This is a genomic window from Citrobacter sp. Awk 2, assembly GCF_028069815.1.
GTDB lineage: Bacteria > Pseudomonadota > Gammaproteobacteria > Enterobacterales > Enterobacteriaceae > Citrobacter.
The window spans coordinates 11,400-26,683 of record NZ_JANEWL010000065.1 but is presented as its reverse complement, the minus strand read 5'-3'; the positions used below and the strand labels follow the sequence as shown (position 1 = coordinate 26,683).

The 15,284-nt window shown below is 49.7% G+C and carries 22 protein-coding genes; 6 read left to right on the top strand and 16 right to left on the bottom strand.

Annotated features, from left to right (window positions below; genetic code table 11):
- Positions 1 to 387: 387 nt before the first annotated feature.
- A complete protein-coding gene (locus NNO02_RS15780) occupies positions 388 to 942 on the top strand; it encodes a gamma carbonic anhydrase family protein (protein ID WP_271455214.1) in 555 nt (184 codons plus the stop codon).
- Here NNO02_RS15780 and NNO02_RS15775 read toward each other — a convergent pair.
- The 6 genes from NNO02_RS15775 to dprA are packed head-to-tail and all read right to left on the bottom strand — an operon-like array spanning position 918 to position 4,710.
- Complete coding sequence (locus NNO02_RS15775; protein WP_271455213.1) at positions 918 to 1,175, bottom strand: DUF1488 domain-containing protein; 258 nt, start codon at positions 1,173 to 1,175, stop codon at positions 918 to 920. The two genes, NNO02_RS15780 and NNO02_RS15775, sit on opposite strands and share 25 nt — an antisense overlap.
- The gene (aroE, locus tag NNO02_RS15770; protein ID WP_271455212.1) at positions 1,172 to 1,993 is read right to left on the bottom strand and encodes a shikimate dehydrogenase; all 822 of its coding nucleotides are present in this window, start codon (positions 1,991 to 1,993) and stop codon (positions 1,172 to 1,174) included. Before aroE ends, NNO02_RS15775 begins: the two co-directional genes overlap by 4 nt.
- A gap of 1 nt (position 1,994) precedes the next feature.
- The gene (tsaC, locus tag NNO02_RS15765; RefSeq protein ID WP_271450462.1) at positions 1,995 to 2,567 is read right to left on the bottom strand and encodes an L-threonylcarbamoyladenylate synthase type 1 TsaC; all 573 of its coding nucleotides are present in this window, start codon (positions 2,565 to 2,567) and stop codon (positions 1,995 to 1,997) included.
- A 4-nt stretch (positions 2,568 to 2,571) separates the two neighbouring features.
- On the bottom strand, positions 2,572 to 3,114 hold the full coding sequence (locus tag NNO02_RS15760) for a DNA topoisomerase family protein (RefSeq protein WP_137383637.1): 543 nt from the start codon (positions 3,112 to 3,114) through the stop codon (positions 2,572 to 2,574).
- 26 nt (positions 3,115 to 3,140) lie between these two features.
- Positions 3,141 to 3,614, bottom strand: a complete 474-nt coding sequence (gene smg / locus NNO02_RS15755; RefSeq protein WP_005134083.1) for a DUF494 family protein Smg — start codon at positions 3,612 to 3,614, stop codon at positions 3,141 to 3,143.
- On the bottom strand, positions 3,586 to 4,710 hold the full coding sequence (gene dprA, locus NNO02_RS15750) for a DNA-protecting protein DprA (RefSeq protein ID WP_271455211.1): 1,125 nt from the start codon (positions 4,708 to 4,710) through the stop codon (positions 3,586 to 3,588). The genes smg and dprA overlap by 29 nt, the downstream gene beginning before the upstream one ends.
- Positions 4,711 to 4,839: 129 nt before the next feature.
- Here dprA and def point away from each other — a divergent pair, with 129 nt between their 5' ends.
- The 5 genes from def to mscL all read left to right on the top strand — a co-directional run bounded on the left by def (position 4,840) and on the right by mscL (position 9,607).
- Positions 4,840 to 5,349 (top strand): peptide deformylase, encoded by a 510-nt coding sequence (def, locus tag NNO02_RS15745; RefSeq protein ID WP_040232019.1) that lies wholly within the window; start codon positions 4,840 to 4,842, stop codon positions 5,347 to 5,349.
- Between the two features lie 14 nt (positions 5,350 to 5,363).
- A complete protein-coding gene (gene fmt, locus NNO02_RS15740) occupies positions 5,364 to 6,311 on the top strand; it encodes a methionyl-tRNA formyltransferase (protein ID WP_271455210.1) in 948 nt (315 codons plus the stop codon).
- Between the two features lie 53 nt (positions 6,312 to 6,364).
- Positions 6,365 to 7,654 carry a 16S rRNA (cytosine(967)-C(5))-methyltransferase RsmB gene (gene rsmB / locus NNO02_RS15735; protein ID WP_271442362.1) on the top strand — a complete coding sequence of 430 codons (1,290 nt, stop codon included), beginning with the start codon at positions 6,365 to 6,367 and terminating at the stop codon, positions 7,652 to 7,654.
- A 21-nt stretch (positions 7,655 to 7,675) separates the two neighbouring features.
- Positions 7,676 to 9,052, top strand: coding sequence for a Trk system potassium transporter TrkA (gene trkA, locus NNO02_RS15730; RefSeq protein ID WP_115601380.1), 1,377 nt, complete (start codon positions 7,676 to 7,678; stop codon positions 9,050 to 9,052).
- Between the two features lie 141 nt (positions 9,053 to 9,193).
- Positions 9,194 to 9,607 (top strand): large-conductance mechanosensitive channel protein MscL, encoded by a 414-nt coding sequence (mscL, locus tag NNO02_RS15725; RefSeq protein ID WP_137383643.1) that lies wholly within the window; start codon positions 9,194 to 9,196, stop codon positions 9,605 to 9,607.
- Here the strand turns inward: mscL and arfA are convergent.
- From arfA to secY, 10 genes are all read right to left on the bottom strand, one after another.
- On the bottom strand, positions 9,604 to 9,822 hold the full coding sequence (arfA, locus tag NNO02_RS15720; protein ID WP_271455209.1) for an alternative ribosome-rescue factor ArfA: 219 nt from the start codon (positions 9,820 to 9,822) through the stop codon (positions 9,604 to 9,606). The two genes, mscL and arfA, sit on opposite strands and share 4 nt — an antisense overlap.
- A gap of 60 nt (positions 9,823 to 9,882) precedes the next feature.
- A complete protein-coding gene (gene zntR, locus NNO02_RS15715; protein ID WP_271442360.1) occupies positions 9,883 to 10,308 on the bottom strand; it encodes a Zn(2+)-responsive transcriptional regulator in 426 nt (141 codons plus the stop codon).
- Positions 10,309 to 10,318: 10 nt separating this feature from the next.
- On the bottom strand, positions 10,319 to 10,687 hold the full coding sequence (locus tag NNO02_RS15710; protein ID WP_271450467.1) for a DUF1992 domain-containing protein: 369 nt from the start codon (positions 10,685 to 10,687) through the stop codon (positions 10,319 to 10,321).
- A gap of 107 nt (positions 10,688 to 10,794) precedes the next feature.
- On the bottom strand, positions 10,795 to 11,181 hold the full coding sequence (gene rplQ / locus NNO02_RS15705) for a 50S ribosomal protein L17 (RefSeq protein ID WP_001216372.1): 387 nt from the start codon (positions 11,179 to 11,181) through the stop codon (positions 10,795 to 10,797).
- Positions 11,182 to 11,221: 40 nt separating this feature from the next.
- A complete protein-coding gene (locus tag NNO02_RS15700; protein WP_003031139.1) occupies positions 11,222 to 12,211 on the bottom strand; it encodes a DNA-directed RNA polymerase subunit alpha in 990 nt (329 codons plus the stop codon).
- 25 nt (positions 12,212 to 12,236) lie between these two features.
- The gene (gene rpsD, locus NNO02_RS15695) at positions 12,237 to 12,857 is read right to left on the bottom strand and encodes a 30S ribosomal protein S4 (RefSeq protein WP_003031138.1); all 621 of its coding nucleotides are present in this window, start codon (positions 12,855 to 12,857) and stop codon (positions 12,237 to 12,239) included.
- Between the two features lie 33 nt (positions 12,858 to 12,890).
- Positions 12,891 to 13,280, bottom strand: a complete 390-nt coding sequence (gene rpsK / locus NNO02_RS15690) for a 30S ribosomal protein S11 (RefSeq protein ID WP_260861814.1) — start codon at positions 13,278 to 13,280, stop codon at positions 12,891 to 12,893.
- Positions 13,281 to 13,296: 16 nt separating this feature from the next.
- Positions 13,297 to 13,653 (bottom strand): 30S ribosomal protein S13, encoded by a 357-nt coding sequence (rpsM, locus tag NNO02_RS15685; protein WP_003031135.1) that lies wholly within the window; start codon positions 13,651 to 13,653, stop codon positions 13,297 to 13,299.
- Positions 13,654 to 13,799: 146 nt separating this feature from the next.
- A complete protein-coding gene (gene rpmJ, locus NNO02_RS15680; RefSeq protein ID WP_000868187.1) occupies positions 13,800 to 13,916 on the bottom strand; it encodes a 50S ribosomal protein L36 in 117 nt (38 codons plus the stop codon).
- Between the two features lie 30 nt (positions 13,917 to 13,946).
- Positions 13,947 to 15,278, bottom strand: coding sequence for a preprotein translocase subunit SecY (gene secY / locus NNO02_RS15675; protein WP_001118864.1), 1,332 nt, complete (start codon positions 15,276 to 15,278; stop codon positions 13,947 to 13,949).
- Positions 15,279 to 15,284: the final 6 nt, after the last annotated feature.

The following is a 15,284-nucleotide window of genomic DNA, read 5'->3' as shown; positions in this document are numbered from 1 at the left end:
TAAGAATCCGTATCTTCGAGTGCCCACACAGATTGTCTGATAAATTGTTAAAGAGCAGTTGCGACGCGCTTTAGCGCTCTGTCGCGAGGTGGCGTATATTACGCTTTCCTCTTTCAGAGTCAACCCTCATTTTCAGGATTTTTCTCTTCAACCGGACCGGCTGTTTGCGTGAAGTGATTCACATCCGCCGTGTCGATGGAGGCGCATTATAGGGATCCCATTTTTTAGCACAAGTATTTTTTGGATCTTTTTTACCGAGTGCTTGTTTTTCACTCCTTTCGCTACATTCCTGTGCAATTTGGCTGATTTTTGATAACTAAATCACTTGCACAGACTCAATAATCCAACCAAAGTCTTCATTACCGCCCTATTTTCATTGAGGTAAACATGTCTGATGTACTGCGTCCTTATAAGGATCTTTTCCCACAGATCGGCGAGCGCGTCATGATCGATAGTAGTAGTGTTGTCATTGGCGATACTCGTCTGGCTGATGATGTCGGGATTTGGCCACTGGTTGCGATTCGTGGCGACGTGAACTACGTACAGATTGGCGCCCGTACAAACATTCAGGATGGCAGCGTGCTGCATGTCACACATAAATCCACATCTAATCCGCAAGGTAACCCTCTGATCGTAGGCGAAGATGTGACTGTAGGTCATAAAGTCATGCTACACGGCTGCATCATTGGCAACCGCGTTTTAGTCGGTATGGGATCGATTTTGCTGGATGGCGTAGTAGTAGAAGATGACGTCATGATCGGAGCAGGAAGTCTGGTCCCGCAAAACAAGCGCCTGGAGAGCGGATATCTGTATCTGGGAAGCCCGGTTAAACAAATCCGCCCACTAACTGATGAAGAGAAAGCAGGCCTACAGTACTCCGCTAACAACTACGTGAAGTGGAAAGATGAGTATTTAGGTCAGGATAACCAGACCCAACCTTGATCATCTTCTTGCTGGGTCTGGATCAATGCTTCAGCCTCTTCTTCCAGATCCCAGCGATATTCGCGAAAAGTTTCAAGCCACTGTTCAGGCGTGTCGCCGCCAAAGCGATGCGCCAGCGTCTCTCCTTTTATGGCGCATTTTAGCTGCATACCATGAACCATCGCCGGGAAGATGACGGAATTAATATCCGCCACCCACTCTTCCCTATCAGGGAATTGAATCGCCTGATTCATACGGAAAGTTCCTGTTGCAGTGTTTTAATCACAGACTCAATCTCCGGCAACACACCATGCCAGAGCAAAACAGCATGTGCCGCTTGCCCCACCAGCATTCCCAAACCATCGGCACAATGTTTTGCACCATGTGATACACACCAGGAAAGGAACGGGGTATTCCCCTTTTGGTAGAACATGTCGTAGCAGTAGACCGAAGAGTGAATGAGCGATGCCGGAATGGCTGGAACATCGCCGCTAATACCACTGGAAGTCGCGTTGATGATCAAATCGAAAGTGTAATTATCCAGCTCATCCATTCCCACCGCCTGAACGCTACCGGTATGGGAGAAGATCTGCGCCAATTCTTCAGCCCGCGAAGCGGTACGATTAACAATAGTCACTGCGCAATCCATAGACAGGAGAGGCAGCAACACACCGCGGGACGCTCCACCAGCCCCAATCAGCAGAATGCGAGACCCGGGATGAATGAAAGACAAACGTTCAAGGTCGCTAAGCAGGCCGATACCATCGGTGTTATCACCCAGTAAGCGCCCATCCTCCAGCCGTTTTAGGGTATTAACCGCTCCAGCCAACGATGCCCGCTCTGTTAGTTCATCAGCACGCGCAAACGCCTCTTCTTTAAAGGGAACGGTAACATTGGCTCCCTTCCCCCCATCCGCAAAAAAGGCATTGAGCGTATTCACAAAGTTATTGATGGGCGCCAACACCCGACCATAAGAGTGATCAATCTTCAGCTGCTCTGCAAATTGCTGATGAATAAAAGGCGATTTGCTGTGCGCTACCGGATTACCAAAAACAGCATAGGCTTCTTTCATATTACCCCTGTCGAAACTGTTCACCCGTCAAAGCATCTCTGATTTCCGAGGGATTCAAACGCCCGCCGGTATTACCTTCAACCACTGGAAAACCGTCTCCGAACTGCGCCCGTACTTCCTCTACCGTTCTGCAGGGTGGTAGTCCACTCAGATTAGCACTGGTGGAAACTAATGGCTTGCCATAGGCCTGACACAATGCAACCACCAGCGGGTGATCCGTGACACGCACGGCGAGTGAATCAAAACGACCAGTTAGCCAACGCGGCGTAGTCACAGATGCCGGAAAAACGAAGGTGACAGGGCCTGGCCAGCGCGCGAAAACAGCTTCACGTTGAGCATCAGTAAGCATGCTGTCATCAATATACGGTTTGAGTTGATCAAAGTTTGCCGCAATCAAAATCAAACCTTTATCTATTGGACGTTGTTTGAGTTCCAACAGACGCGTTACCGCCGTTTCACTGTCAGGATCACACCCGACACCAAAAACGGCTTCTGTTGGATAAGCGATGACATTTTCTTGTTGCAGAACCTCTATCGCGGCAGCGATGGGGTCCGTAGGCAGGTTTTTATTCACTTTTTTATTCCGCCGGGATCGGCTTTCCACATTGTTTACTGGCACAGAAATGCTTCACACCCTGCGCGGTTTTCTTTTCGATGAGTAGCGGATAGTGGCACTCTGGACACTCTCCGGCTAACGGTTTGAAGTTGATGACAAACTGACACTCCGGATAGCGATCGCAGGAGTAAAAGGTTTTGCCATAACGTGAACGCCGCTGAACCAAATGGCCCGTCTGGCATTGGGGGCATACTATTGCTGTTTCATCAGGTTTATCGATAAGCTCAGTGTGATCGCAGGCAGGGTAATCACTGCACCCAATAAACATACCGAATCGTCCCTGCCTCAGCACCAGTTCAGCGCCACATGCTGGGCAGAATTTACCCTCCAGAACTTTGACTATATGTCCGTCCGCAGATGATTTCAGCGGACGGACATAATCGCATTCTGGATAGTGTGAGCAACCGAGAAACGGGCCGTGTTTCCCGGAACGTATAACCAGTTCAGCCCCACATTGTGGACAGGGCTCGTTTTTACGCACCGTAAACAGTGCTGATTTAGCCATAACAACTCATACTGAATGAAGATTGATTAATGCAGCATACCTTCATTCACTTCAAAGAGTAATTCTTCCATTTGCTGATAGGCATTTTCGCAGCCTGGAATGTTGAACAGGACCATCAGGATCACCCACTTCAGGTCTTCCAGATCAAACTCAGCCGTATCCAGCGCAAGTACGCGCTCTATCACCATTTCTCGCGTTTCGAGGTTTAGCACCTGAATCTGCTCCAGGAATAGCAGGAACCCCCGACAGCTCGCATCCAGCCGATCGCACTCTTCTGCAGTATAAATACGTACAGAAAGGGGATCTGATGCAAGCTGCATAGGTTCGGCAAGGCCGTCCTGATAATCAGCAAGCTTTTCCAGCCACAGTAACGCGTTGTAGATGTCTTCACGATCAAAACCAGCGTCGGTAAGATCCCGTTCCAGTTTGTCCTGATCCACACGCAGCTCTGCTTCGTTATGGATATATGTCTCAAACAAATACATTAGTACGTCGAACATGGCTTGCCCTCCTCAATCGGACATAGCCGCCGGGTACAGCTGCGATCCATCCTGCTAACTCCAGTTCGAGCAGTTGAGCCACTACCTCTGGCACAGGTTGGCCGGCACGTTCAGCGACGACGTCAACAGGTGTTACCTCATCTCCTACGTTAGCCAGGAGCTCTGAAAATGGCAATGCCACCTCTTCGTGATCCGGCGAATAAATTGATTTTTCAGGCTCATCTGGCAACCATTGCAGCCCATATTGCAAACTTTCCAGTATTTCCTCTGGTGACGTCACAAGCATGGCTCCCTGCTGAATGAGCCAATGGGGCCCTTCACTTCCCGGGCTCCCGATCGGCCCAGGCAAAGCAAAAACCTCCCGTCCTTGTTCCAGTGCACAGCGTGCTGTGACTAATGAGCCGCTACGCTGTGCCGCCTCAACAACCAGTACTCCCTTACTTAGACCACTAATAATGCGATTTCGTCGGGGAAAATTACGCGGTAAAGGGAGCATATCCAAAGGGAATTCAGACACCAGCGCGCCTCCGGCCTCTATCAAATTTTCAGCAAGTCGAACATGTCGCCGCGGATATATGGTTTCCAGGCCATTTCCCAGTACCGCAATACTAGCCCCTTGTGTGTTTATCGCTGCTGTATGCGCCACACCGTCAATCCCTTTAGCCAGTCCGCTAGTGATCGTCACACCACATGCTGCAAGCTTCTCACAGAACAACCGCGCCCATCGTTCGCCATACCAGGAGTGCTGCCGACTGCCGACAACAGCAACTTGAAATGCGTGAAGACACTCAGGGCGACCAGCAATGAAAAGTACGCCTGGGTAATCCTCAATAGCACGCAGCTGCGGCGGAAAATACTTGCTGTCGGCAAAAACCAGATGATGATGGGGTAACTCAAGCCAACGCAGCGTTTTTTCCAGTGACTGCTCAGAAAAGGCCTGAAAACGTTCGACCTGACGAGGAGTGAGCCCTGCATGCCGAAGTATCGTATTGTTAATACCCGGTTGAGCAATAAGCCAGTGAGCAGTGCGCACCATCTCATCACCATACAGTTCATTCACTTGTGCTAAACGTAACCAAATCTCAATATGGGTCATCCCTGTTCCCCTGCCACAAGCAGTCCTGGCAATCTTTGCGATTGGTCACTGATGCTGTCAATCAGAGCGGGTTTTGTCTAGAATAGAGGTAATAATCTTTCCAATTCCTGAACACAACTCTGGATAACTATGTCAGTTTTGCAAGTGTTACATATTCCGGACGAGCGTCTTCGCAAAGTCGCAAAGCCAGTTGAAGAAGTGAATGCAGAAATTCAGCGTATCGTTGATGATATGTTCGAAACGATGTACGCCGAAGAAGGTATCGGTCTGGCCGCAACACAGGTCGATATCCATCAGCGCATCATTGTTATTGATGTCTCTGAAAACCGTGACGAGCGTCTGGTACTCATTAACCCAGAGCTACTGGAGAAAGACGGCGAAACCGGCATTGAAGAAGGCTGCCTATCTATTCCTGAACAACGTGCATTAGTACCGCGCGCTGAAAAAGTAAAAATTCGTGCGCTCGATCGCGACGGCAAGCCTTTTGAACTGGAGGCCGATGGCCTGTTGGCTATCTGCATCCAACATGAAATGGATCACCTGGTCGGTAAACTGTTTATCGATTATCTGTCTCCGTTGAAGCAACAACGTATTCGTCAGAAAGTTGAAAAACTCGACCGCCTGAACGCCCGAGCTTAAGGACAAGAATCAACGTGTCAGACTCACTACGTATTATTTTTGCGGGTACACCTGACTTTGCAGCGCGTCATCTCGACGCGCTGTTGTCTTCTGGACATAACGTCGTTGGCGTGTTTACCCAGCCAGACCGCCCTGCGGGACGTGGTAAAAAGCTAATGCCCAGCCCGGTGAAAGTGCTGGCGGAAGAAAAAGGGATACCCGTTTTCCAACCTGTATCTCTTCGTCCCCAGGAAAACCAACAACTGGTTTCTGACCTGCACGCAGATGTAATGGTGGTGGTAGCCTATGGCCTGATTCTGCCAAAAGCCGTACTGGACATGCCGCGTCTGGGTTGTATCAACGTTCACGGTTCTCTGCTTCCACGCTGGCGTGGAGCCGCGCCGATCCAGCGTTCATTGTGGGCAGGCGACACCGAAACCGGTGTAACCATCATGCAGATGGATGTCGGTCTGGACACAGGCGATATGCTGCATAAGCTGTCCTGCTCAATTACGGCAGAAGATACTAGCGGTTCGTTATACGACAAGCTGGCAGATTTAGGGCCTCAGGGGCTGATTGAAACGCTAAAACAGCTTGCTGCTGGCACAATAAAACCAGTTGTTCAGGATGAATCTCTGGTTACGCATGCTGAAAAACTCAGCAAAGAAGAGGCCCGTATCGACTGGTCGCTTTCGGCCGCTCAACTGGAACGCAGTATCCGCGCCTTTAACCCGTGGCCAATGAGCTGGCTTGAAATAGAAGGTCAGCCAGTAAAAGTCTGGAAAGCTTCTGTTATTGCTGCGAACACACAGGCTGCACCAGGCACCATCCTCGAGGCGACAAAGCAGGGCATCCAGGTCGCAACAGGCGACGGCATCCTGAATCTCATCGCTTTACAGCCTGCCGGCAAGAAAGCGATGAGCGCACAGGATCTGCTCAATTCACGTCGGGAGTGGTTTGTGCCCGGAAATCGTCTGATCTGACGGTTCATCTCTTTTAAAGCCCGGAACCTCCGGGCATTTTTATTTTTGCGCTTATGAAAAAACATCTTAATTTACGCAGTATGGTGGCCCAGGCCGTCGAACAGGTTGTTGAAAAGGGCCAATCGTTGAGTAACGTGCTGCCCGCCATGCAGCAAAAAGTAGCCGATAAAGATAAGGCGCTGTTGCAGGAGCTTTGCTTCGGCGTTTTACGTACGCTCTCCCAGCTGGAGTGGATGATTCAACAGTTGATGGAACGCCCGATGACGGGCAAACAGCGCACTGTCCACTATCTGATTATGGTTGGCTTCTACCAGCTTTTGCATACTCGTATTCCGCCACATGCTGCGCTTGCTGAAACCGTCGAAGGTGCAGTCGTTATCAAGCGACCTCAGCTGAAAGGGCTAATTAACGGCGTATTACGCCAGTTTCAGCGCCGTCAGGAAGAGTTGCTCACCGAATTTGCGCAAAGCGAACTGCGTTTTTTACACCCTTCATGGCTGGTTAAGCGTATCAAAAATGCCTATCCACAACAGTGGGAGACGATTCTTGCAGCCAATAACCAGCGACCACCGATGTGGCTACGTGTCAATCGTAACCACCATACACGCGACGCTTGGCTGGATCTACTTACCGAAGCGGGATTAACCGGCTTCCCGCATCCGGACTACCCGGATGCGGTACGTCTGGAAACGCCAACTCCTGTGCACGCCCTACCAGGTTTTGACGAAGGCTGGGTGACCGTCCAGGATGCTTCAGCTCAAGGATGCGTGACCTATCTGTTACCGAAGGACGGTGAACAGATCCTCGACCTGTGCTGTGCGCCGGGCGGTAAAACCACTCACATTCTGGAAGTTGCCCCGCAAGCTAATGTGATGGCTGTCGATGTCGATGAAAAACGTCTGTCGCGTGTCTATGACAACCTGAAACGCCTTGGCATGAAGGCAACCGTTAAACAGGGCGATGGTCGTTACCCCGAACAGTGGTGCGGCGAACAAAAGTTTGATCGCATTTTGTTAGATGCACCGTGCTCTGCCACTGGGGTCATCCGTCGCCATCCCGATATAAAGTGGCTGCGTCGCGATCGGGATATTGCTGAACTCGCCCAATTGCAGGCAGAAATACTTAATGCGACCTGGGCACATCTGAAACCGGGTGGCACGCTGGTTTATGCAACCTGTTCTATTTTGCCTGAAGAGAACCAACAGCAAATCTCTGCCTTCCTGGCACGAACGCCTGATGCTCTATTAAGTGAAACGGGTACGCCGGAACAGCCAGGGCGCCAGAATTTACCGGGTGCAGAAGAAGGTGACGGTTTCTTTTACGCTAAGCTAATCAAGAAGTGATGAGATAACGGGTCGCAACTGATGAAAATTATCATTCTGGGCGCAGGACAAGTTGGCGGTACGTTGGCTGAGAACCTGGTCGGAGAGAACAACGATATCACGGTAGTCGATACCAATGGTGAGCGTCTGCGCAGCCTGCAGGACAAGTTTGATCTCCGCGTTGTGCAAGGCCATGGTTCTCATCCCCGTGTACTGCGTGAGGCCGGAGCTGACGACGCCGATATGCTGGTTGCAGTAACCAGCTCAGATGAAACCAATATGGTTGCCTGCCAGGTAGCATACTCACTCTTTAATACCCCCAATCGTATCGCCCGAATTCGCTCGCCGGATTATGTCCGCGATGCAGATAAACTGTTCCAGTCTGATGCAGTGCCTATCGATCATCTGATTGCACCAGAGCAGCTGGTTATCGATAGTATTTACCGACTGATTGAATACCCGGGTGCGTTACAGGTAGTAAATTTTGCCGAAGGTAAAGTCAGTCTGGCGGTGGTCAAAGCCTATTACGGCGGGCCATTGATTGGCAATGCACTGTCGACAATGCGCGAGCATATGCCACACATCGATACCCGCGTCGCGGCGATATTCCGTCATGACAGGCCAATTCGTCCGCAGGGTTCCACCATTGTTGAAGCGGGTGATGAAGTATTCTTTATTGCAGCTTCACAGCATATTCGTGCCGTAATGAGTGAACTTCAGCGTCTGGAAAAACCCTACAAGCGTATTATGTTAGTGGGTGGCGGTAATATCGGTGCTGGTCTGGCCCGACGTCTGGAAAAAGATTACAGCGTCAAACTGATCGAACGCAATCAGCAACGGGCATCCGAGCTTGCAGAGAAATTGCAAAATACGATCGTCTTTTTCGGCGATGCCTCGGATCAAGAGCTGCTGGCTGAAGAACATATTGATCAAGTTGATCTATTTATTGCGGTAACCAACGACGATGAAGCTAACATTATGTCGGCCATGCTCGCCAAACGCATGGGCGCAAAGAAAGTCATGGTGCTGATCCAGCGTAGGGCGTATGTTGATCTGGTCCAGGGTAGCGTGATTGATATTGCAATTTCACCGCAACAGGCCACTATATCTGCGCTACTGAGCCATGTGCGCAAAGCTGATATTGTCGGCGTTTCTTCGCTGCGACGCGGTGTTGCGGAAGCGATTGAAGCTGTCGCGCACGGGGATGAAACGACATCACGAGTTGTCGGTCGCGCAATAGACGAAATTAAACTTCCACCTGGTACCATTATTGGTGCCGTAGTGCGAGGTAACGACGTGATGATAGCCAATGACAACCTGCGTATTGAGCAGGGTGATCACGTTATCATGTTCCTGACAGACAAAAAATTTATTACTGACGTCGAACGGCTATTCCAGCCAAGTCCTTTTTTCCTGTAAATATTTGGGCGCTTATATAGCGCCCATTTTATTTCCCTTTATTTTTCATGGTCTAATAAATTTTCCTTTCAGCAATACATAAATGGAAAATGTCTTAACATTTGTTAAACTTATAAACGTCAGCTGCATAGGGAGAATAAAATGAGCATTATTAAAGAGTTTCGCGAATTCGCGATGCGCGGGAATGTTGTCGATTTGGCAGTGGGTGTCATTATTGGTGCGGCATTCGGTAAGATTGTTTCATCGCTGGTTGCCGATATCATCATGCCGCCACTGGGGTTGTTAATTGGTGGGATCGATTTTAAACAGTTTGCTTTGACATTACGCGATGCGCAGGGAGACATCCCGGCTGTCGTTATGCATTACGGTGTATTTATTCAGAACGTCTTTGATTTCATTATTGTGGCGTTTGCTATCTTTATGGCAATCAAACTGATCAACAAACTGAATCGTAAAAAAGAGGAAGAACCTGCAGCACCGCCGGCTCCTTCTAAAGAGGAAGTATTGTTAAGTGAAATTCGTGACCTGCTGAAAGAACAGAATAACCGCTCTTAAACACTCACTAAAACAAGAAGGCCAGTGGTAAAAAAGTGATTCACTTTCTTGCCACTGGCCTCCCAGTTACCCCGATTGCCATGTTTACCTTTACGCAGATAGCTACCTTTCCCTTTTTTATTATTCTCAACACGCTGCCTGAAAAGTGGATCATGCAGTAGCGCCTCAATGGCGTTGTCCTTTATCTGCCCTTTGGTGTGCTGATAACGACTCATAATATCTCCAGTTTGTGGTAACAATTTACGCCGCGAGTGTAGACCCGCCCGTTCAATAAATCAACAACCTGTTGTCGTGCCACTGGCACCTTGTTCAAGTGCCTCCAGAATAGAACAATAGACGCTGCTGTGTGCCTTTCCGCAGCATGCATCATTCAATCGCTGCAATGATCGTTGCATCGTTTGAAGTTCGGCTATACGTGCTTCGACTTCCTGCAATCTATCCTGAACGATCCCTTTTGATTCCTGACAGGTATGGTGTTCCGGATCGACACGGATCGAAAGTAATTCACGAATAGACTCCAACGTAAAACCTAGCTGTCGCGCGTAACGAATAAACTTCAGCCGTTGCAGATCACTTTCTGTATAGAGTCGAAATCCACCTTCAGTACGTACTTCATGCTCCATCATCTGCTGCTTTTCATAGTAGCGGATAGTATCGGGCGTCACGTCGGCCAGTTTTGCTAATTCACCAATCCGGTACATACTTCCTCCGCTATTCATCATTAATTTTATGCAATAGTTTATCCGCGTATTCACCACGTAGAAACTCGGTGCTAAGTCCGGCCTGACGAAGTTTGAGTTCAAGTAGCGACAGACGTCGACTCACATCCTGATAACGAGGATCGTCCTGGCGAATACCTGCAAGTATATCAAGCAACTGTATCGCCTCTCTGCGTTGTTCGAGCTCAGGAGGAAGACACCCAGAGTTTTTTAATAAACGGTACCCGGCCCGAAGCTCCGGCGGGACATGAGAATCATCGTCAAGAGTCAATGGCTCACCTGTACCCGGTAAATCATCAAACTCGCCTTTAGATTGTGCGTCAATGATATGACGCTCTGCCCACTGGTCCAGTAACCACATACGACACCCCAGGGGATGAACAAAAAGAATACAGATATTGTAGATAAGTGGGGATCTTGCGGATATAAAAAAACCCGCCGAGGCGGGTTTTTTTACGTTACTACAGATTACTCTGCAGCAGCTTCTGCTTTCGATTCAGAGCGATCAACCAGCTCGATGTATGCCATCGGCGCGTTGTCACCTGCACGGAAGCCACACTTCAGAATGCGAGTGTAACCACCGGCGCGGCTCGCGAAACGCGGGCCCAGCTCGTTAAACAGTTTTGCCACGATCTCGTTATCACGAGTGCGGGCGAATGCCAGACGACGATTAGCTACGCTATCAGTCTTGGCAAGAGTAATCAGCGGCTCAACTACGCGACGCAGCTCTTTCGCTTTCGGCAGAGTCGTCTTGATGATTTCATGACGAACCAGTGAACCTGCCATATTGCGGAACATAGCCTGGCGATGGCTGCTGTTGCGGTTCAGTTGACGACCACTCTTACGATGGCGCATGACCTTATCCTTCTCAGTAAAACCTTAACCTGTGATCCGGTTACTCGTCAGCGATGCTTGCCGGTGGCCAGTTTTCCAGGCGCATGCCCAGAGACAGTCCACGGGAAGCCAGCACGTCTTTAATCTCGGTAAGAGATTTTTTACCAAGGTTAGGCGTCTTAAGAAGCTCAACCTCAGTACGCTGTACCAGATCACCGATATAGTGGATAGCTTCTGCTTTGAGGCAGTTAGCAGAGCGGACAGTCAATTCCAGATCGTCAACAGGGCGCAGCAGGATCGGATCGAATTCTGGTTTCTCTTCTTTAACTTCCGGCTGACGTACATCACGTAAATCAACGAAAGCTTCCAGTTGTTCAGCCAGAATGGTTGCCGCACGACGAATCGCCTCTTCAGGATCGATTGTGCCGTTGGTTTCCATTTCGATGACCAGCTTGTCCAGGTCGGTACGCTGTTCTACACGCGCTGCTTCAACATTGTAGGCAATACGCTCTACAGGGCTGTAGCATGCGTCGACCAGCAGACGGCCGATTGGGCGCTCATCTTCTTCCGAATGAATTCGGGTAGAAGCCGGCACATAACCACGACCGCGCTGAACTTTGATACGCATGCTAATAGATGCATTCTCATCGGTCAGGTGGCAGATCACGTGCTGTGGCTTGACGATTTCGACATCCCCATCATGGGTAATGTCGGCTGCAGTCACAGGGCCAATGCCAGATTTATTCAAGGTAAGAATAACGTCATCTTTACCCTGAACTCTCACCGCCAGCCCTTTCAGGTTGAGCAGGATTTCCAGGATATCTTCCTGAACGCCTTCTTTGGTGCTGTACTCATGTAGTACACCATCAATCTCAACCTCGGTCACCGCGCAACCCGGCATCGATGAGAGCAGAATACGGCGCAGTGCGTTACCCAAAGTATGGCCAAAGCCACGCTCTAAAGGCTCAAGGGTCACCTTGGCGTGCGTCGAACTCACTTGCTCGATATCTACCAGGCGCGGTTTTAGAAACTCTGTCACAGAACCCTGCATTGTGTCCTCTCTTTGGTACTAAGCTTTACTTGGAGTAAAGCTCGACGATCAGGTGTTCGTTAATGTCCGCAGACAGATCAGAACGCTCCGGCTTACGCTTGAACGTACCTTCCATCTTGCCAGCATCAACTTCCAGCCAGGTTGGCTTTTCACGCTGCTCAGCCAGCTCCAGAGCGGCTTTCACGCGAGACTGCTTCTTCGCTTTCTCACGAATGCTAACAACGTCATTCGGACTAACCTGATAAGAAGCGATGTTAACAACACGACCGTTTACCATAATTGCTTTATGGCTGACCAGCTGACGTGCTTCTGCACGAGTGGCACCGAAGCCCATACGGTATACAACGTTGTCCAGACGACCTTCCAGCAGACCCAACAGGTTTTCACCGGTGTTGCCTTTCAGACGCGCTGCTTCTTTGTAGTAGTTACGGAACTGACGCTCCAGCACACCGTAGATACGGCGAACTTTTTGCTTTTCACGCAACTGCACACCATAGTCAGACAGACGCGGTTTACGCGCACCGTGCTGGCCAGGAGCTTGTTCAATTTTACACTTGGTATCGATCGCGCGAACGCCAGACTTAAGGAATAAGTCAGTGCCCTCACGACGGCTCAGCTTGAGCTTAGGACCCAAATATCTTGCCATTTTCTTTCTCCAACAATCCTAGAAACGACAGCGTTATACGCGACGTTTTTTCGGCGGACGACAACCGTTATGAGGGATCGGAGTCACATCAGTAATATTAGTGATGCGGAAACCAGCGGCGTTCAGAGCACGAACAGTAGATTCGCGACCTGGACCCGGTCCTTTGACCATAACTTCCAGATTCTTGATACCGTATTCTTTTACGGCGTCAGCGCAACGCTCTGCTGCAACCTGAGCTGCAAACGGAGTGGATTTGCGAGAACCACGGAAACCGGAACCACCGGCTGTTGCCCAACCCAGTGCGTTACCCTGACGATCAGTAATGGTAACGATGGTGTTGTTAAAAGAAGCATGGATATGAGCCACGCCGTCAGAGACTTGTTTTCTTACACGTTTACGTGCACGAATTGGTGCCTTTGCCATTATTCAATCACCCCGATTATTTCTTGATCGGTTTGCGCGGACCCTTACGGGTACGTGCGTTGGTCTTGGTACGCTGACCGCGAACCGGGAGACCACGACGATGACGCAAACCGCGATAGCAACCAAGGTCCATAAGGCGCTTGATGCTCATGCTAACTTCACGGCGCAGATCACCTTCAACGACAAATTTGGCAACTTCGTCACGCAGCGTGTCGATTTGTTCTTCAGACAGCTCACTGATCTTAACATCTTCAGCGATACCCGCTGCAGCCAGAATGGCTTTAGAACGGGTCTTGCCGACGCCGTAGATCGAAGTTAATGCGATCACAGCATGTTTCTGATCAGGAATGTTAATGCCTGCTATACGGGCCACTATGCACTCCTACTATTTAATATGTACGCACCATGCTGAAAAGCCCGTTTTCAGGATACTCAAATGGAAACGCACAGACATACAAAAGATTGGCTGGCTAATCTAGCCAGCTCAACCCAACTTTGCAAGAAAAATATGCGAATAAATCAGCCTTGGCGCTGTTTATGCTTCGGCTCGGCACTGCAAATCACACGGATGACACCATCACGCTTAACGATTTTGCAGTTACGGCATAATTTCTTGACGGAAGCACGAACTTTCATTTTTACTCTCCGTAACTTCTCGGGCGACTGTTAACGGCCGTAGCCTTTCAGATTCGCCTTCTTCAATGCAGACTCGTACTGACTAGACATCATCAGAGTTTGCACTTGAGCCATAAAGTCCATAATCACGACAACAACGATAAGCAGTGAGGTCCCACCGAAGTAGAACGGTACTTTCATTGCATCACGCATGAACTCCGGGATCAGGCAGATAAAGGTAATGTAGAGCGCACCAACCAAAGTCAGGCGGGTCATTACTTTATCGATATACTTCGCCGTTTGCTCTCCCGGACGAATTCCTGGTACAAATGCACCGGACTTCTTCAGGTTATCTGCTGTTTCACGCGGGTTGAAAACCAACGCCGTGTAGAAGAAACAGAAGAAGATGATTGCAGACGCATAGAGTAACACATAAAGCGGTTGCCCAGGCTGCAAATACAGCGAAATTGTTGTCAGCCAGTTCCAACCAGTCCCGCCCCCGAACCATGACGCGATGGTTGCTGGGAACAGAATAATACTGGAAGCGAAGATTGCCGGGATTACCCCCGCCATATTCACTTTCAGCGGTAAATGTGTGCTCTGTGCAGCATAGACACGACGACCTTGCTGACGTTTCGCGTAGTTTACCACAATACGGCGTTGACCACGCTCAACAAATACAACAAAGAACGTCACTGCAAATACTAATACTGCAACCAACAGCAACACGAGGAAGTGCAGGTCGCCTTGACGCGCTTGCTCGATAGTATGGGCAATGGCTGGCGGGAGTCCCGCGACAATACCGGCGAAGATAATGATTGAGATACCGTTGCCGATACCACGTTCAGTAATCTGTTCACCCAACCACATCAGGAACATAGTCCCTGTAACCAGACTTACAACAGCGGTGAAATAGAATGCAAAGCCTGGATTCATTACCAGGCCCTGCATACCAGGCATATTCGGGAGACCGGTAGCAATACCGATCGACTGGAATATTGCCAGCACCAGAGTACCGTAGCGGGTGTACTGGCTGATCTTACGACGACCAGACTCCCCTTCTTTCTTAATTTCTGCCAGCGTTGGATGAACCACCGTCAGCAGCTGGATAATGATCGACGCCGAAATATACGGCATGATCCCCAGAGCAAAGATAGAAGCACGGCTGAGAGCACCACCAGAGAACATGTTAAACATTTCAATGATGGTGCCTCGCTGTTGCTCAAGCAGTTTGGCAAGTACAGCGGCATCAATACCAGGGATCGGAATGAAAGAGCCAATACGGAACACAATCAGCGCGCCGATTACAAACAGCAGTCTGCGTTTCAGCTCGCCTAAGCCACCTTTGGCACTTTGAAAATCTAATCCCGGTTGTTTAGCCATCTGCTA